This is a genomic window from Micromonospora sp. D93 (assembly GCF_018070365.1).
In the GTDB taxonomy this organism is placed as follows: domain Bacteria; phylum Actinomycetota; class Actinomycetes; order Mycobacteriales; family Micromonosporaceae; genus Micromonospora; species Micromonospora ureilytica.
On record NZ_JAGPXW010000020.1, the window covers coordinates 61,666 to 81,402 of the forward strand.

Annotated in this window: 21 protein-coding genes and 1 pseudogene; 14 read left to right on the top strand and 8 right to left on the bottom strand. The window is 72.3% G+C overall.

The window, feature by feature from the left end; all coding sequences use genetic code 11:
* Positions 1-10: 10 nt before the first annotated feature.
* The 9 genes from KBX71_RS21670 (at position 11) to hisF (ending at position 5,148) form a co-directional block, all read left to right on the top strand.
* Entirely contained in the window at positions 11-169 is a 159-nt protein-coding gene (locus KBX71_RS21670; RefSeq protein WP_167493179.1) for a hypothetical protein, read from the top strand.
* A gap of 13 nt (positions 170-182) precedes the next feature.
* Positions 183-815 (top strand): imidazole glycerol phosphate synthase subunit HisH, encoded by a 633-nt coding sequence (gene hisH / locus KBX71_RS21675; RefSeq protein WP_124823226.1) that lies wholly within the window; start codon positions 183-185, stop codon positions 813-815.
* A gap of 36 nt (positions 816-851) precedes the next feature.
* Positions 852-1,175, top strand: a complete 324-nt coding sequence (locus KBX71_RS21680) for a hypothetical protein (protein WP_124823225.1) — start codon at positions 852-854, stop codon at positions 1,173-1,175.
* A 14-nt stretch (positions 1,176-1,189) separates the two neighbouring features.
* Entirely contained in the window at positions 1,190-1,915 is a 726-nt protein-coding gene (priA, locus tag KBX71_RS21685; RefSeq protein ID WP_091407754.1) for a bifunctional 1-(5-phosphoribosyl)-5-((5-phosphoribosylamino)methylideneamino)imidazole-4-carboxamide isomerase/phosphoribosylanthranilate isomerase PriA, read from the top strand.
* On the top strand, positions 1,912-2,301 hold the full coding sequence (locus KBX71_RS21690) for a RidA family protein (protein WP_210819787.1): 390 nt from the start codon (positions 1,912-1,914) through the stop codon (positions 2,299-2,301). The genes priA and KBX71_RS21690 overlap by 4 nt, the downstream gene beginning before the upstream one ends.
* Before the next feature lie 80 nt (positions 2,302-2,381).
* A complete protein-coding gene (locus KBX71_RS21695) occupies positions 2,382-2,828 on the top strand; it encodes a MarR family winged helix-turn-helix transcriptional regulator (protein ID WP_124823223.1) in 447 nt (148 codons plus the stop codon).
* Positions 2,829-2,833: 5 nt separating this feature from the next.
* Positions 2,834-3,265: an organic hydroperoxide resistance protein gene (locus tag KBX71_RS21700; protein ID WP_247683874.1), complete on the top strand. Its 432-nt coding sequence runs from the start codon at positions 2,834-2,836 to the stop codon at positions 3,263-3,265.
* A gap of 46 nt (positions 3,266-3,311) precedes the next feature.
* On the top strand, positions 3,312-4,307 hold the full coding sequence (locus KBX71_RS21705) for an NADP-dependent oxidoreductase (protein WP_210819789.1): 996 nt from the start codon (positions 3,312-3,314) through the stop codon (positions 4,305-4,307).
* 73 nt (positions 4,308-4,380) lie between these two features.
* Entirely contained in the window at positions 4,381-5,148 is a 768-nt protein-coding gene (gene hisF, locus KBX71_RS21710) for an imidazole glycerol phosphate synthase subunit HisF (protein WP_124823221.1), read from the top strand.
* Positions 5,149-5,153: 5 nt separating this feature from the next.
* On the opposite strand, the gene KBX71_RS21715 is transcribed toward hisF, so the two are convergent.
* Positions 5,154-5,615, bottom strand: a complete 462-nt coding sequence (locus KBX71_RS21715) for a hypothetical protein (RefSeq protein ID WP_210819790.1) — start codon at positions 5,613-5,615, stop codon at positions 5,154-5,156.
* A 101-nt stretch (positions 5,616-5,716) separates the two neighbouring features.
* Entirely contained in the window at positions 5,717-6,388 is a 672-nt protein-coding gene (locus KBX71_RS21720; RefSeq protein ID WP_210819791.1) for a YitT family protein, read from the bottom strand.
* A 59-nt stretch (positions 6,389-6,447) separates the two neighbouring features.
* Between KBX71_RS21720 and KBX71_RS21725 the strand changes: the two genes are divergently transcribed.
* Complete coding sequence (locus KBX71_RS21725; protein ID WP_210819792.1) at positions 6,448-7,905, top strand: PLP-dependent aminotransferase family protein; 1,458 nt, start codon at positions 6,448-6,450, stop codon at positions 7,903-7,905.
* 63 nt (positions 7,906-7,968) lie between these two features.
* On the opposite strand, the gene KBX71_RS21730 is transcribed toward KBX71_RS21725, so the two are convergent.
* The 3 genes from KBX71_RS21730 to KBX71_RS21740 form a co-directional block, all read right to left on the bottom strand.
* The gene (locus KBX71_RS21730) at positions 7,969-9,795 is read right to left on the bottom strand and encodes a long-chain fatty acid--CoA ligase (protein ID WP_210819793.1); all 1,827 of its coding nucleotides are present in this window, start codon (positions 9,793-9,795) and stop codon (positions 7,969-7,971) included.
* 137 nt (positions 9,796-9,932) lie between these two features.
* Positions 9,933-10,808, bottom strand: coding sequence for a terpene synthase (locus tag KBX71_RS21735; protein ID WP_307847225.1), 876 nt, complete (start codon positions 10,806-10,808; stop codon positions 9,933-9,935).
* A 198-nt stretch (positions 10,809-11,006) separates the two neighbouring features.
* Positions 11,007-11,636: a TIGR03085 family metal-binding protein gene (locus KBX71_RS21740; RefSeq protein WP_210819795.1), complete on the bottom strand. Its 630-nt coding sequence runs from the start codon at positions 11,634-11,636 to the stop codon at positions 11,007-11,009.
* Between the two features lie 172 nt (positions 11,637-11,808).
* On the opposite strand from KBX71_RS21740, the gene KBX71_RS21745 reads away from it, so the two are divergent.
* From KBX71_RS21745 to KBX71_RS21755, 3 genes are all read left to right on the top strand, one after another.
* On the top strand, positions 11,809-13,692 hold the full coding sequence (locus tag KBX71_RS21745) for an ABC transporter ATP-binding protein (RefSeq protein ID WP_210819796.1): 1,884 nt from the start codon (positions 11,809-11,811) through the stop codon (positions 13,690-13,692).
* Between the two features lie 55 nt (positions 13,693-13,747).
* Complete coding sequence (locus KBX71_RS21750; protein ID WP_374102623.1) at positions 13,748-15,535, top strand: ABC transporter ATP-binding protein; 1,788 nt, start codon at positions 13,748-13,750, stop codon at positions 15,533-15,535.
* An 84-nt stretch (positions 15,536-15,619) separates the two neighbouring features.
* A complete protein-coding gene (locus KBX71_RS21755) occupies positions 15,620-16,369 on the top strand; it encodes a DUF2470 domain-containing protein (RefSeq protein ID WP_210819797.1) in 750 nt (249 codons plus the stop codon).
* Between the two features lie 133 nt (positions 16,370-16,502).
* On the opposite strand, the gene KBX71_RS21760 is transcribed toward KBX71_RS21755, so the two are convergent.
* The 3 genes from KBX71_RS21760 to KBX71_RS21770 all read right to left on the bottom strand — a co-directional run bounded on the left by KBX71_RS21760 (position 16,503) and on the right by KBX71_RS21770 (position 18,703).
* Positions 16,503-17,099, bottom strand: a complete 597-nt coding sequence (locus tag KBX71_RS21760; RefSeq protein WP_124820401.1) for a TetR family transcriptional regulator — start codon at positions 17,097-17,099, stop codon at positions 16,503-16,505.
* Between the two features lie 96 nt (positions 17,100-17,195).
* Positions 17,196-17,951 (bottom strand): ABC transporter permease, encoded by a 756-nt coding sequence (locus KBX71_RS21765; RefSeq protein WP_124820402.1) that lies wholly within the window; start codon positions 17,949-17,951, stop codon positions 17,196-17,198.
* A complete protein-coding gene (locus KBX71_RS21770; RefSeq protein ID WP_210819798.1) occupies positions 17,948-18,703 on the bottom strand; it encodes an ABC transporter ATP-binding protein in 756 nt (251 codons plus the stop codon). The genes KBX71_RS21765 and KBX71_RS21770 overlap by 4 nt, the downstream gene beginning before the upstream one ends.
* Before the next feature lie 596 nt (positions 18,704-19,299).
* Here KBX71_RS21770 and KBX71_RS33875 point away from each other — a divergent pair.
* Positions 19,300-19,584: pseudogene (locus KBX71_RS33875) on the top strand (phosphoribosyl-AMP cyclohydrolase); the annotation flags it as partial.
* Between the last annotated feature and the right edge of the window lie 153 nt (positions 19,585-19,737).

The window sequence follows — 19,737 nt, forward strand, 5'->3', positions numbered from 1 at the left end:
GGGTGGCGCGTTGCCGACGTTGTTGCTGATCCTGGCCGGGGTGCTGGTGGGTGGCACCTGGTCGCTCTACCGGCAGGGTGCGCCGAAGGCCGCCGTCCTGGTCACCGCGGCGCTCGCGGTGCTCGCCACGGTCGCCGGGGTTCTGCGGCTGCTGCCGGAGAACGGGTGATCGGGGTGACGACGTGAGTGACGTGGTGGTGCTCGACTACGGCTCGGGCAACCTGCGGTCGGCGGAGCGGGCGCTGGCCGCCGCCGGGGCGGACGTCCGGGTGACCGACGACCTGGCCGCGGCGGCTGCCGCCGATGGGCTGGTGGTGCCGGGTGTGGGGGCGTACGCGGCGTGCATGGCGGGGATCGAGGCGCTGGGCGCCGGCCCGGTGATCGCCGAACGGGTGGCTGCCGGCCGGCCGGTGCTCGGCATCTGTGTGGGCATGCAGGTGCTCTTCGAGCACGGCGACGAGCACGGCGTGGTGACCAAGGGGCTGGGGTTGCTGCCCGGCGGGGTGACCCGGCTGGCCGCGGCCCGGTTGCCGCACATGGGTTGGAACACGGTCCGGGCGCCCCGGGAGTCGGTGCTGTTCGCCGGGTTGACGCAGCAGAGTCGGTTCTATTTCGTCCACTCGTACGCCATGGGTGACCCGGCGGCGCTTGCCGCTGCCGGTGCCACGGTGACCACCGCCCACCACGACACGGACTTCGTCGCGGCGGTGGAGCGTGGCTCGTTGTCGGCGGCCCAGTTCCATCCGGAGAAGTCCGCCGACACCGGTGCCGCGCTGCTGCGCAACTGGCTCGCCACGTTGCCCAGCGGTGGCTGAGCGTCGTCGCGCGGCGTCCGATCGGCGGGCGTCGCGGTGAGCCGGGAGCGCGCCCGCCGACGGGCGGTGCGGGAGGCGGAGCAGGCCCGGGAGCGTGCGGTCCGGCAGCGCCAGGTCGCTCGCCGGCAGCGTCGTCGTGCGGTGGTCCGCGGGTTGACGCCGCGGCTGCGGCGGGGTCGCTCCGGGCGGCTGGCCCGGCACACTCGGGGTGAGCGGGCCGCGATCGTGCTGCTCACCGGCGCGGCGTTGATCCTGATCTGGACGTTCGTCGACAACCTGGCGTTGCGTATCGCGCTGATCGTGCTCTTGCTGCTCGTACTGCCGGCGATCGTCGTGATCGCCCTGGACCGTCGTACCTGATCGAGGAGAAGACCTTGAGCCTCACCCTGTTACCCGCCGTGGATGTCGCTGACGGCCGGGCCGTCCGGCTCGTGCAGGGCGCCGTCGGAAGCGAGAGCATCTACGGTGACCCGTTGGACGCGGCGCTGGCCTGGCAGCAGGACGGCGCCGAGTGGATCCACCTGGTCGACCTGGACGCGGCGTTCGGTAGGGGCACCAACGCGCACCTGCTCGCCGAGGTGGTGCGTCAGTTGGACGTGAAGGTGGAGCTCTCCGGGGGCATCCGTGATGACGAGTCGCTGCGCGCGGCGCTGGGCACCGGGGCGGCCCGGGTGAACATCGGGACCGCCGCCCTGGAGGACCCGGTCTGGTGTGACCGGGTGGTCGCGGAGTACGGCGACCGGGTGGCCATCGGGCTGGACGTGCGGGGTCACACGCTGTCGGCGCGGGGTTGGACCCGGGACGGCGGTGACCTGTACGAGGTGTTGGAGCGGCTGGACAAGGCGGGCGCGAGCCGGTACGTGGTCACCGACATCACCAAGGACGGCACGATGCGCGGGCCGAACCTGGATCTGTTGCGGGAGGTGTGCGCCCGTACCGACCGGCCGGTGATCGCCTCGGGTGGGGTGTCCACCCTGGACGACCTGCGGGCGTTGGCGACCCTGGAGTCGGCCGGTGTGGAGGGTGTCATCGCCGGCAAGGCGCTCTACGCGGGTGCTTTCACGGTGGCCGAGGCGTTGCGGACGCTGGCCGAGGCGTGACGACGACCCGGCTGGGGTCGGGTGGCCCGTGGGAGCAGCGTTACGGGTACTCCCGGGTGGTCCGGGCCGGTGAGCGGGCCTGGACGGCCGGTTGCACGGCGACGGTCGACGGCCGGGTGGTGCACGTCGGTGACGCGGCGGCGCAGACCGCGCAGGCTCTGCGGATCGGGCTGGCGGCGCTCGCCGAGGTGGGCGCGGAGCCGGGTGACGTGGTCCGGACCAGGATGTACGTGACGGACCGGCTGCACGCCGACGAGGTGGGCCGGGCGCACAACGTGGTCTTCGGTGCGGTCCGGCCGGCGGCGACCCTGGTGGTGGTGGCCGGTCTGCTGGACCCGGAGCACCTGGTCGAGGTGGAGTTGGAGGCGTACCTCGGCGATCGCTGAGGTACGCCGGCGGACGGCCTGCCGGTCGGCCTGCGGCTCGATAAGTTGTGCACAACTTAATTGTGGGCTACGGTTCAGCGGTGACCGATGACCTGGTGCTGCGCCGGCAGGTGTGCTTCGCGCTCTACGCCGCGTCGCGCGCACTTACCGACGTCTACCGGCCGATCCTCGACGAGGTCGGGTTGACCTACCCGCAGTACCTGGTGCTGCTCGTGCTCTGGGAACGCCCCGACGACGCCCCCACGGTGTCCGAGCTGGGCGCCGAGCTGCGGCTGGACTCCGGCACGCTCTCCCCGCTGCTCAAGCGGCTGGAGGGGGCGGGTCTGGTGGTGCGGCGGCGGTCCGTCCGCGACGAGCGGCGGGTCGAGGTGGGCCTCACCGAGCAGGGTCGGGCGCTCCGCGAGCAGCTCTGCGACGTCCCACTGCGGATCGCGCAGGCCACCGGGCTGGGCCTCGGTGAGCTCGTCGCGCTGCGCGACACCCTCACCCGGGTCACCGACACCATCCACCGACAGAAGGAGCAGTGACCATCATGCAGGTTCTCTACACCGCGTCAGCGACCGCCACCGGCGACGGCCGGGACGGTCACGTCGAGACCTCCGACGGCACGCTCGCGCTCGACCTGGCCGTGCCGAAGGAGATGGGCGGCGCCGGCAGCGCGGCCAACCCGGAGCAGCTCTTCGCCGCCGGCTACGCGGCCTGCTTCCACAGCGCCCTGCGGGTGGTGGCCCGCCGGGCCAAGGCCGACGTGACAGGTTCCGTGGTCAACGCCGAGGTGGGCATCGGCCCGAACGGCAGCGGCGGCTTCGGGCTCACCGCGCAGCTCGTCGTCGACCTGCCCGCCGTGCCCCGCGAGGTCGCCGAGCAGCTGGTCGAGCAGGCCCACCAGGTCTGCCCGTACTCCAACGCCACCCGTGGCAACGTCGACGTCACGCTGACCGTCCGCGAGACCCTGCCCGCCTGACGTCGCCTCCCCAGGCCCCCACCCCGGACGAGAGGACGACCACCCCGTGACCAGCAACCGCGAGATCCACCTGGCCAGCCGCCCCGTCGGCTGGCCCACCGAGGACGACTTCCGGCTCGTCGAAACCGACGTTCCGACGCCCGGGCCGGGCCAGATCGTGGTCCGCAACCAGTACCTGTCCGTCGACCCGTACATGCGCGGACGGATGAACGACGTCAAGTCGTACGTGGCGCCGTTCGCGCTCGACGCGTCGCTCGACGGCGCCGCGATCGGCGAGGTGGTGGCCAGCGAGGCGGCGGACATCGCCGTCGGGGCCACCGTCCTGCACGGGCTGGGCTGGCGGGAGTACGCGCTGCTCGACGCCACCGCCGCCCGCCCGGTCGACCCGAGCATCGCCCCGGTCAGCGCATACCTGAGCGTGCTCGGCATGACCGGGTTGACCGCGTACGCCGGGCTGCTGGAGGTGGCCGCGATGAAGCCCGGCGAGACGGTCTTCGTCTCCGCCGCGGCCGGCGCGGTGGGCAGCCTGGTCGGCCAGATCGCCAAACTCAAGGGCGCCGGCCGGGTGGTCGGCAGCGCCGGCTCGCCGGCCAAGGTCGAACGGCTGCGGGCGCTGGGCTTCGACGCCGCCTTCGACTACCACGACGGGGTCCGCGAGTCGCTGCGGGCGGCCGCCCCGGACGGCGTCGACGTCTACTTCGACAACGTCGGCGGCGACCACCTGGAGGCGGCGATCTCGGCCATGAACCTGCACGGCCGGGTCGCCATCTGCGGCATGATCGCCCAGTACAACGCCACCGAACCATCGGCAGCGCCGCGCAACCTGGCGCTGGTCATCGGCAAGCGGCTCACCCTGCGCGGCTTCCTGGTCAACGATCACAACGACGTGCGGGCGGCGTTCGTGCGCGACGTCGCGGGCTGGCTGCGCGACGGCACGCTGTCCTACGACGAGACAATCGTGGACGGCGTCGAGAACGCCCCGGCCGCGTTCCTCGGCCTGCTGCGCGGCGACAACCTCGGCAAGATGCTCGTCAAGGTGTGACGTAGACCTCGTGCGCGGCGGCCGACCCGATCGGGTCGGCCGCCGTCGCGGGTGCGGAGGATAGGCTCGCGGCATGACGGTGGCGGTACGGGTGATCCCCTGTCTGGACGTGGACGCCGGGCGGGTGGTCAAGGGGGTCAACTTCCTCGACCTACGTGACGCCGGCGACCCGGTGGAGCTGGCCGCCGCGTACGACCGGGCCGGCGCGGACGAGTTGACCTTCCTCGACGTCACCGCGTCCTCCAGCGACCGGGGCACCATGCTCGACGTGGTGCGCCGCACCGCCGAGTCGGTGTTCATCCCGCTGACCGTCGGCGGCGGGGTCCGGCAGGTCGCCGACGTCGACACGCTGCTGCGCGCCGGGGCGGACAAGGTCGGCGTCAACACCGCCGCCATCGCCCGTCCGGAGCTGATCGCCGAGATCGCCGACCGGTTCGGCCGGCAGGTGCTCGTGCTCTCCCTCGACGTGCGTCGGTCGTCGAACGGCGGCACGCCCAGTGGCTTCGAGGTCACCACGCACGGCGGTCGGCGCGGCACCGGCATCGACGCCGTGTGGTGGGCACACCGGGGCGCCGAGTTGGGCGCGGGGGAGATCCTGCTCAACTCGATGGACGCCGACGGCACCAAGGCCGGCTTCGACCTGGAGTTGATCGCCGCGGTGCGAGCGGTCGTGGACGTACCGGTGGTGGCCAGTGGGGGCGCCGGCGAGGTGGCCCACTTTCCGCCCGCGATCGGCGCCGGCGCGGACGCGGTGCTCGCCGCCAGCGTCTTCCACTTCGGCGAGCTGACCGTCGCCCAGGTCAAGGACGCGCTGCGCCTCGGCGGCCATCCGGTGCGCTGAGCCGATCAGCGCTCGCCGGAGTGCCCCTCCGGTGACCGACGTGGGGTGGGGATCGAACGGACCGCGTACTCCTGGACGGCGGCCGCGTGGTCGGCCTCGTCCAGGATCCAGTCGGCGCTGCCGGGCGCGTGCCGGCGGGTCAACACACCCTGCACGGTGTCCACCATGGTCGCCACACCTGCGCGCGGGCGGGTACGCCACAGCTGCTCACCCTCGGCGGTGATCCGGAACCAGCCGTCGGCGACGCTGATCAGCCCGGCGCCGACCAGCCGCTGGACCGCGGCCTCCACCTCGTGTCGCTGCGGGATCGCGTGGTTGAGGTGGTCGGCGGTGGAGAGCACGTCGGTCAGGCGGACGCCCTCCGGCCGTCGGCTTGTCGCCGAACGGCGGTGCCGTCCGGCCCCGCTCGCGATGACGAGCGACACGAAGATCCAGGCGTCCGTCCAGCGCCAACCGTTCTCCCCCATGCAGAGATGATGACGGCGCGCGTCGCGGAAGGGAACACCCACCCTCCAACCGGTACCCAGCACCACCACGACGTACCGGTTCGCGGACGGTCGGTGAGGGTTCAGCCGGCGGGGGCGGCCGGCGCGGCACTGGCGGGCGGGAGCGCGGCGCTGTCGGGCTCGGTTTCCTCCGGCACGGCGAACAGCGGGATGAAGAACTGGGCCAACGGGCCGATGGCCAGCGCGTACGCGACGGTGCCCAGGCCGACCGTGCCGCCGAGCAGCCAGCCCAGCGCCAGCACTGTGACCTCGATGACGGTGCGCACCAGTCGGACCGACCGGCCGGGTCGACGGGCCACGTACCCGGTCATCAGGCCGTCGCGGGGGCCGGGCCCCAACCGGGCACCGAGATAGAGGGCCGTGGCGGCGCCGTTGGCGACGATCCCGCTGATCAGCATGGCGATCCGGACGCCGAGCGGGCCACCTGCGGGCAGCAGGGCCACTGTGGCATCCACCACCAGGCCGATCACCACGACGTTGCTGACCGTGCCGAGGCCGGGCCGCTGCCGCAGCGGGATCCAGAGCAGCAGGACCAGAGCGCCGACGCCGATGGTGACCGTGCCGAAGGAGAGCCCGGTCAGCTTGGAGAGCCCCTGGTGGAACACGTCCCACGGGTCGAGGCCCAGGTCAGAGCGGATCATCAGGGCCATGCTGACGCCGTAGAGCGCGAGACCGAGGTAGAGCTGGACCAACCGTCGAACCGGCCGGTGCCGCAGATTGCCAAGCAGTGCCATGCATGCCACCCTAGGTGCCAATCCTCATCGAGGAAGAAGCCAATATCCGAGGAGTGGCTATGACCGGGCAGGTGCGCGGAGTCCAATTGGCCCGTCTGCTCGGGCAGTGGCATTCCCTACCGGGCCGCCGCCGCAGCCCGGACTACGCCGCTCTGGCCGGATCGGTGCGCGGGCTGCTCGCCGACGGCCGGCTACCGCTGGGCGTCCGCCTCCCGGCCGAACGGGAGTTGGCCGAAGCGCTCCGGATCAGCCGGACCACTGTCACCGCCGCCTACCGGCAGCTGCGCGAGACCGGGCACCTGGCCAGCCGACGGGGTGCCGGCAGCTGGACCATGCTGCCCGGCAACCACCGGGTGGCCAGCACCGGCCTGTGGACCCCGCTGGACGACCGGGAGATGCTCGACCTCGGCGTCGCGGCACTGGCTGCCCCGCCGCAACTGCTGTCGGCCGCCCGGGCCGCCACCGAGGACCTGCCCCGCTACCTGACCGGGGCCGGCTACCACCCGACCGGCATCATCGAGCTGCGCGAGGCCGTGGCCGACGCGTACACCGCCCGGGGTCTGCCCACCTCGGCCGACCAGATCATGGTCACCAGCGGCACCCAGCACGCGCTGGACCTGGTGTTGCGACTCGCTCTCGTCCCCGGCGGCAGCGTCCTGGTCGAGTCCCCGACCTATCCCAACGCGCTCGCCGCGCTGGCCGGCCGACGCGCCCGGATCACCACCCACGGCCTGGCCGCCGACGCCGGCGGTTGGGAACCCGACCTGCTGCTGGGCAGCCTCCGGCAGACCCGGCCCAAGCTGGCCTACCTGATCCCGGAGTTCCAGAACCCGACCGGGCACCTGATGCCCGCCTCGCTGCGCGAGCGCGTGGTGGCCACCGCGCACGCGGTCGGCACCGACCTGATCATCGACGAGTCCTTCGTGGACCTGTCGATGGACGGCACCGAGCCGCCACCCCCGGTCGCCACCTACGACCGGCACAGCCGGGTGATCAGCATCGGCGGAATGAGCAAGCCCTACTGGGGTGGCCTGCGGATCGGCTGGGTGCGCGCGTCCGCGCCGCAGGTGCAGCGGCTGGCCGCCGTGCGGGTCGGGGTCGACATGGCCAGCCCGGTGCTGGACCAACTGGTCGCGGTGCATTTGCTCGCCGACGCCGAGGCCATCGTCGCCGACCGCCGCGTTCAGTTGGCCGTCCAGCGGGACGCCCTGCTCGGCGCGCTGGCGGACCGACTGCCGGAGTGGCGGGTCACCGTGCCACGGGGTGGCGTGACGCTCTGGGCCGAGTTGGACGGCCCGATCTCGAGCGCGCTGGCCCGGGCCGCGGAGGAGGTCGGCGTACGGCTGGCGCCCGGCCCCCGGTTCGGTCTGGACGGCACCCTGGAGCGCTTCCTGCGGCTGCCGTTCACCCTGCCCGCGGCGGATCTCGTGGAGGCCGTCGGGCGGATCGCGGCGATCCGCTACGACCTGGACCGGGCCGGCCGCCAGCGGTGGCGCGAGCCGGCCGTCATCGCCTGAGCGCCGGTGCCACGAACGCCGGTGGCCCCGTACCCCAGCGGGTACGGGGCCACCGGCGCCGCGTCAGAGCTCGGCGAGGGTGCCGGCGTACATCTTGTCGATCTCGGTGGCGAAGTTGTTCTCCACGCCACGCCGCTTGATCTTCAACGACGGGGTGATCTCGCCGTCCTCGATCGTCAGGTCACGCGGCAGGATGGCCACCTTCTTGATCGTCTCCCAGCGGTTGAGCTTGGCGTTGAGCTGGGCGACGTACTCCTCGACCATCGTCTGGGCCTCGGCCGAGGCGACGATCTCGGTGTAGCCGCGCCCTTCGAGGGGGCCGCCGGCGACCCAGCCCCGGATCGCGTCCGGGTCCAGGGTGACAAGCATCGTGCAGAAGTTGCGGGCCTGACCGACGACGACCGCCTGGGAGGTGTACGGGCAGATGGCCTTGAACATCCCCTCGATGTGCGACGGCGCGATGTACTTGCCGCCCGAGGTCTTGACCAGGTCCTTCTTGCGGTCGGTGATGCGTAGGTAGCCCTGCTCGTCGAGGGTGCCGATGTCACCGGTACGGAAGAAGCCGTCCTCGGTGAACGCGGCGGCGGTCTCCTGCGGCAGGTTGTGGTAGCCGCGCATCACCGGCCGACCACGCAGCAGGATCTCGCCGTCGGTGTCGATCTTGCACTCCAGGTCGCCCATGGCCAGGCCCACGGTGCCGATCCGCAGCCCGGCCGGCGGGTTGACGAAGTTGCCGGCGCTGGTCTCGGTCAGGCCGTAGCCCTCGGAGATCGGCAGGTTCGCGGCGGCGAAGAAGGTGGCGATCTCCGGGCTGAGCGGTGCGGCGCCGGACACCAGCACCCGCATCCGGCCGCCCAGGCGGGCCTGGAGCTTGCTGAACACCAGCTTCTCGGCCACCCCGTAGCGCAGCTTCAGCCCGGCCGGCACCGGCTTGCCGGCCTGCTCCAGGGCGACTTTCTCCTTGCCGACGCCGACGGCCCACCCGAAGATCTTCGCCTTCGCGCCCCCGGCGCCCTGCGCGGTGGTGACGGCCTTGTTGTAGACCTTCTCGAACACACGGGGGGCGCCGCACATCAGCGTCGGACGGATGACCGAGAGGAGGTCGACCAGCCGATCCACCCGTCCGTCGACGTAGGTGGGCAGGCCGACGTGGATGGCGCCGCAGAGCAGGGTCTTGCCGAACGAGTGGGCCAGCGGCAGCCACAGGTACTGCAGGTCGTCGTCGCGCAGCAGCCCGACCTCCGCCTGCGCCACGGCCTCCCAGCACCAGCCGCCGTGCAGCAGCTCGACGCCCTTGGGTTGGCCGGTGGTGCCGGAGGTGTAGATCAGGGTGGCCAGGTGGTCCGGGCCGATGCCGGCCACGAGCATGTCGATCAGATCCGGCTCCGCGGCCAGCGCCTGGGTGCCGCGCTCCTCCAAATCGGCCAGCGTCAACTGGGCGATCGCGGCGGTCGGGTCGACGGCGCCGTCGAGGAGCACCACGTGGGTGAGCGCGGGCAGGGTCGCACCGGCGATCTTCGCCGCCTGGGCCGGGTTCTCCGCGAACAGCACCTTCGACCCGGAGTCGGCGATGATGTACGTCGCGTCCGCCGGTTCGGTGGTCGGGTAGACGGTGGTGGTCGCGCCGCCGGCGCACATGATGCCGAGGTCGGCGATCACCCACTCCAGCCGTGTGTTGGCGAGGATCGCGACCGGATCCTCCTGGCCGACGCCCAGGCCGTGCAGGCCGGCGGCGACCGCCTTGGCACGCTGCCCGGCCTGCGCCCAGGTCACCCAGGCAGGCCCCGAGTCGTCGGAGTTCGGGGACGCGAACGCGTTTCGGTCGGGGGTGGCCGCCACACGCTTGAGGAACATGTCCGGGATGGAGCGGTACGGTACATCGAGAGCCATCGCTGTAGCCGCCTTCGGGGGTGGTGGCGTGACGGTCGTCACGTCATGATGGTTACCGAAGAGTATTGCCTGTCGCCGTGCATCGGCTAGCCCTGTTGATCGTCCGGCCGTCCCAACCCACCGACCGGTACGGTCGATTACGCGTACCGGGCGGCCACCACCGACCAGTCGTAGGTGGCCCGGACCCAGTTGCGTCGAGCGGCCAGCGCGTCGCGGATCGCGTCGCCACCGGCGGCTCGGAGCGCCTCCTCCGCGTCCAGGTACGTCGCCAGCCCCTGGTTGAACCGGTGTGCCGCACTCCGGAGCGAGGTCACCTCGTCCGCGTCGCTGTCCTGAGCGATCACCGTGACCAGGTTGTGCGCGTCCGGGTCGGTCTGGCTCTCCTTGCCGTAGGAGAACAGGTCGTTGCACCAGCAGACCAGGTCCACCGCCAGCAGGTCCAGGGCCACCAGCCCCGGGTCGGCGCGCTGGGTCGGCCCGGAGGGCCGCGTCGACGCCAGGTCGGTCAGGGTGAGGCAGGGGTGCACGCCTCCGATGTGCCGGCGCAGCTGCACGTACTCCGCCACCTCGGGGACGCGCCGACGTTCCCGGTTGCCCGCCTCCCAGAGCAGCGCCAACAGGTACTCCCGCATCTGGCTGACGAATCGCAGCAGCAGTCCAGCCTGATCGCGCAGCCGGGTCCGGCGGCAGAGGTCGTGCAGCGCGTCACCCAGCGGACCGACGGCGGGCGGTACGACGTCCGGGTCACCGCACCGGTCCAGCACGTCGAGGAGGGTGCTGATCGCCAGGCCCAGCCGGACCGGGTCGGCACCGAGGCCGTCCTCGTCGCAGGCGTCGTCCATCACGAAGAGCCAGCTGATCAGGTCGGTGAGCAGCCGCAGCCCCTCCACCGAGCCGTCCGGGCAGGCACGGCCGGCCAGGCCGGCGGCGTCGGCCCGTTCCAAGCGGTGCACACGTTGGCTGGAATCGACCAGCCCGAACGCGCGCGCCCACTCAAGGCTCTCACCCGCCACCTGGTCCGTGGCCCCATGGCGCCCCGTGGGGAACGGGGGTTCCCGCAGCGCCGAAATCGCGAAGTCCCGCACAATGTGCCCCCACTTCGTGCCGCCCGGCGCGGAGCGGCGCGGTGAAGCGTACGGGAGGAGGTATCAGCGTGTTTCGCTGGGTGTGGGAAATTCCACAGTTATTTGTGACCGTTTACGCACACACCGTCACATGCCCAGGTTGGCGGCGCGCAGTCGCCGAGCGGCCTCCGCCGAACCGTTCAGTTGGACCCGGGCCACCCGTTGCCGGCCGGAGAAGAACAGCACCAGCTCGGCCGGGGCGCCGACCAGGCGCAGCGGATCGCCACCGCGACCGACGGAGACCTCACCGTGGCCGGGCGCCTGCACGTAGAGGTCCGCCGGGAAGCGGCGCAGTGCCAGCCGGGCCATCGGTGCCGCACGTTTCCACAGCGCGCTCTGCAGACCGGTGGACAGATCGCGCGGCTGCCACCCGGAGCCGGCCCGCCGGACGTCCTCGTGATGGATGAAGAACTCCATCGTGTTGGCCAACTCGTCGATCACCGGGTTGCTGACCGGGCTCCACAGCGGCGGTCGCCGGACCTGCGCCACCAACTCGGGGTAGGGCCGTGCGGCGAGTCGCCGGCGGACCCGCTCGGCGTAGCCGCGCAGCGGCGGCAGCAGGATCCCACCCGCCGCGTCCGGACGGCGTTCCCGCAGCACCAGATGGGCGGCGAGGTCACGGGTCGCCCAGCCCTCGTTGATCGTCGGGGCGGCCGGCCCGAGGGCCAGCAGAAGATCGGCCAGCGCCTCGCGCTCGGCTCGGGCGTACCGCGGCATGGCCCGATCGTAGGCCCGGTGGCCCGCCGACGCGCGACAGCGGACGCCGGTCGGCGGCAGCGGCACGCCGACGCGCGGTACGTGATGGTCGACATATCCGCTCAGGGTCGGCGGCACTGGCCCCGACCGGTAAGGATGAGGGAGATAATTGTGGCTTACGGCGGGGGAGAGTGTGGCGAGCAAGGCAAGTCGGGACGTTCTCAGCCGAGGGCTGGGGGTCCTGCGGCAGGCGATCCGTGAGCAGCCGCGGATCTTCGCGGTGGCGGTCGTCGGCAGCGTGCTCTTCGGCGGGATGATCATCGTCAGCGCCCGGGTCGTCGGGTCGGTCATCGGTGAGGTGGCGCTTCCGGCCATCGAACGCGGCGAGGTGGGCGCAAGCACCCTGGCGCTGGCCGCGGCCGCGTTGTTCGGGATCAGCGTGCTGCGGGTGGCGGGCATCTTCGGCCGCCGCCTCGGCGCCGGCTACATGCAGTACCGCCTCCAGGCCTCCTACCGTCGCAGGGTCACCCGTCGGTACCTGGAGCTGCCGCTGTCCTGGCACCACCGCAACTCCACAGGCACCCTGCTGTCCAACGCCAACTCCGACGTGGAGGCGGCCTGGTACCCGATCGCGCCGCTGCCGTTCGCCGTCGGCACGTTGGTGATGCTGGTCGGCGCGATCGTGTCGCTGTTCGCCACCGACTGGGCGCTCGCCCTGGTCGGCCTCGCGGTCTTCCCCGCGCTGTTCGCGCTCAACGTCGTCTACTCCCGCCGGATGGCCCCCCGGCAGGCCCGTGCGCAGCGCCTGCGCGCCGAGGTCAGCGGGATCGCCCACGAGAGCTTCGACGGCGCCCTTGTGGTCAAGACGATGGGCCGCGAAGCCCAGGAGACCGCCCGGTTCGCGGGCCGCGCCGGCGAGTTGCGCGACTCGCTGATCGCGGTCGGCCGGCTGCGCGGCATCTTCGACCCGCTGCTGGAGACACTGCCCAGCCTCGGCACCCTCGCCGTACTGGTGGTCGGGGCGTTCCGGCTGCGCCAGGGCGCGATCAGCGTGACCGAGCTGGTCAGCGTGGCCTTCCTCTTCACCGTGCTGGCCTTTCCGGTGCGGGCCATCGGTTGGGTGCTGGCCGAGCTGCCGCGCAGCGTCGCCGGCTGGGACCGGGTCCGCCGGGTGCTCGACGCCACCGGCGAGATGCCGTACGGGCAGCGGGTGCTCGACCCGACCGGCTCCGGCCCGGCCACCCTCACCTTCAGCGACGTGCACTACTCCTACCCACCTGCCGAAGCGCACCCGCCCGGCGCGCAGGTCCTCGGCGAGGTCGGCTTCACGGTGCCGTCCGGTCGGACGGTGGCCCTGGTAGGGCCCACCGGCGCCGGCAAGTCCACAATCGCTTCGCTGGCGGTGCGCCTCGTCGACCCGGACTCCGGCACGGTGATCCTGGACGGCGTGGACGTGCGCGAGCTGACCTCCGCGTCGCTGGCCGGCGCGGTCGCCCTGGTCGCCCAGGTGCCCTTCATCTTCGACGACACGGTCCGCGCCAACATCGCCCTCGACCGGCCCGGTGTCGATGACGAGGTGGTCTGGGCGGCGCTGCGGCTGGCCGAGGCGGACGGTTTCGTCGCCGCGCTGCCCGAGGGTCTGGACACCATGGTCGGCGAGCGGGGCACCTCGCTCTCCGGCGGTCAGCGGCAGCGGCTCACCCTGGCCCGCGCACTGGCCGGTCGACCGCGCCTGCTGGTGCTCGACGACGCGACAAGCGCTGTCGATCCTCGAGTGGAGGCGGCCATCCTGGCGGGACTACGGTCGTCGACCGCGGAGGCGGGGGTTCCGGCCGCGTCGATCCTGGTGGTGGCGTACCGCCGGGCCACCATCGCGCTCGCCGACGAGGTCATCTACGTGGAGCAGGGACGGGTGATCGCCCGGGGCACCCACAGCGAGTTGTTGGCGACCGTGCCCGGGTACGTCGACCTGGTCACCGCCTACGAGCAGGCCGAGGTCGAGCGCGCGCAGGAGAGTTCGTACGGCGACGACGTGGCGCCGCTGCCCTCGGGCCTGGAAATCGAGGTGGACCGGTGAGCGCGAGGAGTGCAGCGAAGCGGAGCCCCGCAGTCGCGAACGAAAGGCAAGCCCGGTGACGTCTGCGGTGAGCAGCGACGAGCAGGAGGCGCGGGAGGAGACGACCTGGCAGACCCTGCGTCGGGGTCTGGCGCTCTCGCCGGAGCTACGGATCGGTCTGGCCGGCACGTTGGGCCTGGCGTTGGTCTACATGATCGGTCGGGTCGCCGTGCCGGTCGCCGTGCAGCAGGGCATCGACAGGGGTCTCGTCGGTGGTCTGAATCTGAACGTGGTCTGGTCGGTGGTGGCGATCACCACGGCGATCCTGACGATCACCACGATCTGCGGCTACCTGATGATGCGCCGGCTGTTCACGGTCAGCGAGACGGCGCTGGCCAACGTCCGGACGCGGGCGTTCCGACACGTGCACGACCTGTCGATGTTGCACCAGCAGTCGGAGCGGCGGGGTTCGCTGGTCTCGCGGGTGACGAGCGACGTCGACCAGATCACCCAGTTCCTCCAGTGGGGCGGGGTGATCCTGCTGGTCAACCTCGGTCAGCTGGTTGTCACCACGGCCGTCATGCTGGCGTACTCCTGGCAGTTGACACTTGTGGTGCTTGCCGCGTTCCTGCCGGCGGTGTTCGTCATCCGGCAGTTGCAACGCCGCCTCGGCAGCGCGTACGCGACGGTGCGCCAACGCACCGGGACGCTGCTGGGCGCGATCGGCGAGAGCGTGGTGGGCGCCCCGGTGATCCGGGCGTACGGCATCGCCGGGCGTACCGAGCGGCGGCTGGACGAGGCGATCGACAGGCAGCGTCTGGCGCAGCAGCGGGCGATCCGGATCAGCATCGTGGGCAGCTCGGTCGGGGAGTTGGCGGCGGGGCTGGCGCTGGCCGGGGTGGTGGTGCTCGGCGTGTTGTTGGGGGTGGACGGCACGTTGTCGATCGGCCAGCTGACCGCGTTCCTCTTCCTGGTGACGCTCTTCATCCAGCCGGTGCAGATCGCCACCGAGGTGCTCAACGAGGCGCAGAACGCGATCGCCGGCTGGCGTCGGGTGCTGGACGTGCTGGACGTCGCCCCGGACGTGGCCGACCCGGGGGAGCAGGGGCGGAAGCTGCCGGGCGGGCCGCTGGACATCCGCTTCGACGGTGTGCGGTTCGCCTATCCGGGTGGTCCGTCGGTGCTGCACGACATCGACCTGGAGATCCCGGCGAAGAGCCGGGTGGCGGTGGTCGGTGAGACCGGCAGCGGCAAGACCACGTTCGCCAAGTTGCTGACCCGTCTGATGGACCCGTCGGCCGGGGCGGTGCTGCTGTCCGGGGTGCCGTTGACGGACGTCCGGTTCGACTCGCTGCGCTCCCGCGTGGTGATGGTGCCGCAGGACGGGTTCCTCTTCGACGCGACGGTGGGGGACAACGTCCGGTTCGCCCGGCCGGAGCTGACCGACGAGCAGCTGAGCGCCGCCTTCACCGAGCTGGGCCTGTCGGACTGGCTGGAGGGTCTGCCGGCGGGCCTGGACACTCCGGTCGGGGAGCGCGGCGAGGCGCTCAGTGTCGGGGAGCGCCAGCTTGTCGCGTTGGCCCGCGCGTACGTGGCTGACCCGGACCTGCTGGTGCTCGACGAGGCGACAAGCGCGGTGGACCCGGCGACGGAGGTGCGGTTGCAACGCACGCTGGACGCGGTCACCCGAGGTCGGACGACCCTTGCGATCGCGCACCGGCTCTCCACCGCGCAGGCCGCCGACGAGGTGATCGTGGTGGACCGGGGTCGGGTGGTCCAGCGTGGCCCGCACGACGAGTTGGTCCGCGACGCCGACTCGGTGTACGGCCTGCTCTACGCCTCGTGGCTGGAGCAGACCCGATGAGGTGCGGCGGAGTGGTGGACGTCGGCGGGCGGGTGCTCTAGGCTCCGGCTTAGGTAAGCCTAACCTCTGAAGGAGGTCGCGCCCATGCGGCCCAACTCCGCCGAGATCGTCCGTACCCTCGTCGCCGGCCGCCTGCCCGGTCTCGTGCACCTGGCCCACCGGCCCGGCCCGCACCACGCCCGGCACGTCACCGACGTGGACGGGCGGGTGCTGCTGCTGGTGCCGGTGGCCAGCCACCTGGCCGCCGCCCTGCAACCGGCCGCCGGGGGCAGTGACGTCGCGGTGGTCCTCGACGTGCTCGATCTGCCGCCCGCCGCCGGTGCGCCCGGCCTGGGTCGTGCCTGGGTGTCCGGCTGGGCGGCCGAGCTGCGCGGCGACGAGGCCCGCCACGCGGCCGTCGACTTCGCCGCGGTGGAGCCGACCGGCGACCTGCTCGACCTGGGCACCCGGTTCCGGTTGTTCCGCTTCGAGGTGGTCGAGGTCCGCTGGGAGCGGGCCGGCGTCGTGCACCGGATCGACCCGGTGGAGTACGCCGAGGCCGAGCCGGACCCGGTGCACCCGGTCGAAGCCCGCCTGCTCGCCGACCTTGCCGAGTGTCACGGCGCCCAGGTGACGGAGTACCTGCGCCGGCAGCTCGGGTTGACCGAGCAGACCCCGGACGGGCCACCCCGGGTCGTGCGCATCGACCGCTACGGGCTGGTGGTGGCCCTCGGCCAAACCGGTGCGAGGCGTCGGGTTCGGCTCGCCTTCCCGGGCCCGGTGGCGGACCCGGCCGAGCTGCCCCGGCTGCTACCGCCCCTGCGCCCAACAGCCGACGCCCGCCCACCCCGCTAGCCCGCCCCACGCCGCGCGCCGCCCCACCCTGCGTCGATCTTGCACTTTCGGTCGTCGATATGGGTGGCGTGTCCCTTTGGTCGGGACAGAAAGTGCAAGATCGCGAGAGTGTGTGGGGCGGCGGGTCGTCGGGTCAGGTGGGCAGCGGGTCGATGAGGTAACGCTGGATCGTGGGACCGATCGCGGCCACCAGGGTCTCCGGGTCCGCCGAGGCGACCGGCTCGAGGCGTACCACATGCCGCATCATGGCCAGGCCGATCATCTGGGTGGCCACCAGGGAGCCCCGCAGCGGCAGCTCGGCCGGGTCGACGTCGAGGTTTTCGAGCACCCGGCGCAGCACCTGGGTGGTGACGAACTCACGCAGCAGTCGAGCGGTCCACTCGTTGCTCACCGCGGAGCGCAGCAGCGCCTGCGCGGCGCTGCCGACCGGGGAGTCCCAGATGCCGAGGAAGGTGCGCACCAACCGTTCGCCGATGGCGTCCCGGTCACCGGCGAGCACCTTCGGCACCAGCTGACCGGGGTCGAACGGGAAGTTCATCGCGGCCAGGAACAGCTGGTCCTTGCTGCCGAAGTAGTGGTGCACCAGCGCCGGGTCGACCTCCGCCGTGCCGGCGATGCCCCGGATCGAGGCGGCGTCGAAGCCGCGTTCGGCGAACGCCGACCGCGCCGCGTCGAGAATCGCCTCCCGGGTGCCTGGTTTGCCGGGTCGCCGGCCGGTTCGCCGCGTCATCGCCGCCCTTCGTTCGTCCGCCTGGGCACATCGCGGGCCGGGCCGACCCACGACGGGGTCGGCGGCCGCGCTGGCCGCTGCCCCCGTCGCTGACGGTCAGCCGCTGCGTCGGCGCAGGGTGGCCGCCGCGAGCACCAGCGCCAGAACCACCGCGCCGAGCATCACCACCACGTCCCGCCACATCCGGCCGGTCGGCTCGGCGTGGGCGCCGACCTCCTGCAACGCCTCGATGGCGTACGACAGGGGGAAGGCGTCACTGAGCGCCTGGAGCCAGCCGGCCATCTGGTCGCGGGCCACGAACAGCCCGCAGAGCAGCAGTTGGGGGATCACCACGACTGGCAGGAACTGTACTGCCTGGAACTCGGTGCGGGCGAAGGCACTGCACAGCAGCCCGAGGGCGACGCCGAGCACGGCGTCGAGCACGGCGATCCCGATCACCAGTCCGATGCTGCCGGCGGTGTTCAGATCGAAGATCCAGTACGCCACGGCGGCGGCGATGGCGGCTTGCACGGCGGCGGCCAGCCCGAACGCGATGCCGTACCCGAAGAGCAGGTCGAGCTTGCTCAGCGGTGTGGTGAGCAACCGTTCCAACGTGCCCGAGGTGCGTTCCCGCAGCATGGCGACGCTGGTCACCAGGAACATGATCACGAAGGGGAAGATGCCGAGCACCACAAGCGCGATCCGGTCGAAGGCCGTCGGCTGGCCGGGCGGGGTCGGCTGGTCGGCGTACATGTAGTTGACCAGGGTGAGCAGGGCGGCCGGCACCACCACGAGCAGCGCGATGGTCCGCCGGTCGTGCCGGAGCTGACGCAGGATGCGGCCGGTGGTGGCGGCGAGGATTCGCGCGTTCATGCTGTCTCCCGTGCGGCTGTCGCGTCGGTGCTGGTGGGGGCGGCCTCGCTGGCCCGGATGAGCCGCAGGAACGCCTCGTCGAGGTCATCCACACCGGCGGTGGCGCGGATCGCGGCCGGGGTGTCGTCGGCGATCAACCGCCCCTGGCGGATCAGCAGCAGGCGGTCGCAGCGCGCCGCCTCGTCCATCACGTGGCTGGACACCAGCAGTGTGGTGCCGGCGGCGGCCATCGCGTGGAACCGGGCCCACAGGTCGGCCCGCAGCACCGGGTCCTGACCGACGGTCGGCTCGTCGAGGATGACCAGCTCCGGCTCCCCGACCAGGGCGCATGCCAGCGATGCTCGGCTGCGTTGACCGCCGGAGAGGGTGCTGACCAGTTGGCCGGCCGCCTCGGCCAGCCCGACATCGCTGATCGCCCGGTCGGCCTCGGCGCGCCCACGCCCGTACAGGGCCGCGAAGTAGCGGGCGTTCTCCCGGACGGTCAGGTCGGCGTAGACGCTCGGCGCCTGGGTCAGGTAGCCCACCCGGTGCCGCAGCGCGGGGGTGCCCGCCGGTTGGCCGAGCACGGTGACCGTCCCGCCACTGAGCAGCTGCACCCCGACCACCGCGCGCATGAACGTGGTCTTGCCGCTGCCGCTGGGACCGAGCAGCCCGGTGACCGCGCCGCGCCGGACATGGCAGCTGATGCCGTCCAGCACCCGCCGCCCACCCCGGTCGACGACCAGGTCTCGGACGGCTATCGCATCGTCCATCATGCACCTCCAGAGAAACTCAACACCTGTTGAACTCAACGCTAGATGAAATACTGCGCCGGGCGCAACGCCCGGATCGGTGGCCGACTGTCGGCCGTCGCGCGGTACGCGAGAACGGGCAGTAGGCTCCGGACCGGACACGAAGTCCGCCAACGGGCATTGCGCCCCGATCGGACGTACGGCACGATGGCGCGGTGGGTCACGCTCCGTTACCGGATAGCGGTTTTCTCGAGGATTGGGCCGCGCGGTTGCGGCAGGCCGCCGAGCGGCCGGTCGTCGGCATCCTGTTGCGCGGCAGCCACGCCCGGCGCGCCGCCACCGCGCACAGCGACGTCGACCTCGACGTGCTGGTCGGCGGTGCCCCGTACGCGGCCCGGCGGGCCTACCTGGCCGAGTCCGCAGGCCAGGTCACCCACGTCTCGGTGGCCGCCCGGGACGTCCGGTCCTGGGTGCACCGCCTCGGCGAACCGGCCGACTGGGCGTTCGGACTGCCGGTCACCGCGCCCGCGCGGCTGCTCTGGGCCGACCCGCACTGGCGGCCCCGGATCGACCTGCCGGTGCTCTGTCAGCCCGCCGAGCCACCCCGACTGGAAGAGATGATCGCCACTCTGGGTAAGGCTGCCGCCGCCCGCGCGGCCAGCGACCGCCTCGGGGTCCGGCTCGCCGTCGCCGACCTGGCGCGACTCTGCCCCTCGGTGCTGCGCCCGGCCAACCCGTTCGTGCGGGTCCACTCCCGCCGGGCGGCCTTCGCGGCGGCCCTGGAACTGCCGGTGGCCCCACCCGGCTACCGCGCGGACATGCTGCTCTGCCTCGGGCTGCGCCCCGGCGCCACCGGGCAACTCTGGGCCGCCGCCGTACGACTGGTCGCCGGCACGCTGCCGTTGATCCGGCCGTACGCCGAGGAGATCGCCGACACGGCCGGCGCGGACCTGGCCGCAGCCCTGGTCGACGGCCGGCTGGACCGCTATGTCGCCCAGCTGGCCCGGCCGGCCGGGCCCTCGTCACAGCCCGGCCCCGCGGGGCCTCCGCCGTCG

Bases quoted from the DNA above. Each gene is read 5' to 3' on its own strand.
- KBX71_RS21700 (WP_247683874.1), top strand. From the start codon at position 2,834: ATGCAGGTTCTCTACACCGCGTCAGCGACCGCCACCGGCGACGGCCGG.
- hisF (WP_124823221.1), top strand. From the start codon at position 4,381: ATGACGGTGGCGGTACGGGTGATCCCCTGTCTGGACGTGGACGCCGGG.
- KBX71_RS21715 (WP_210819790.1), bottom strand. From the start codon at position 5,615: ATGGGGGAGAACGGTTGGCGCTGGACGGACGCCTGGATCTTCGTGTCG.
- KBX71_RS21720 (WP_210819791.1), bottom strand. From the start codon at position 6,388: ATGGCACTGCTTGGCAATCTGCGGCACCGGCCGGTTCGACGGTTGGTC.
- KBX71_RS21725 (WP_210819792.1), top strand. From the start codon at position 6,448: ATGACCGGGCAGGTGCGCGGAGTCCAATTGGCCCGTCTGCTCGGGCAG.
- KBX71_RS21730 (WP_210819793.1), bottom strand. From the start codon at position 9,795: ATGGCTCTCGATGTACCGTACCGCTCCATCCCGGACATGTTCCTCAAG.
- KBX71_RS21740 (WP_210819795.1), bottom strand. From the start codon at position 11,636: ATGCCGCGGTACGCCCGAGCCGAGCGCGAGGCGCTGGCCGATCTTCTG.
- KBX71_RS21755 (WP_210819797.1), top strand. From the start codon at position 15,620: ATGCGGCCCAACTCCGCCGAGATCGTCCGTACCCTCGTCGCCGGCCGC.
- KBX71_RS21760 (WP_124820401.1), bottom strand. From the start codon at position 17,099: ATGACGCGGCGAACCGGCCGGCGACCCGGCAAACCAGGCACCCGGGAG.
- KBX71_RS21765 (WP_124820402.1), bottom strand. From the start codon at position 17,951: ATGAACGCGCGAATCCTCGCCGCCACCACCGGCCGCATCCTGCGTCAG.
- KBX71_RS21770 (WP_210819798.1), bottom strand. From the start codon at position 18,703: ATGGACGATGCGATAGCCGTCCGAGACCTGGTCGTCGACCGGGGTGGG.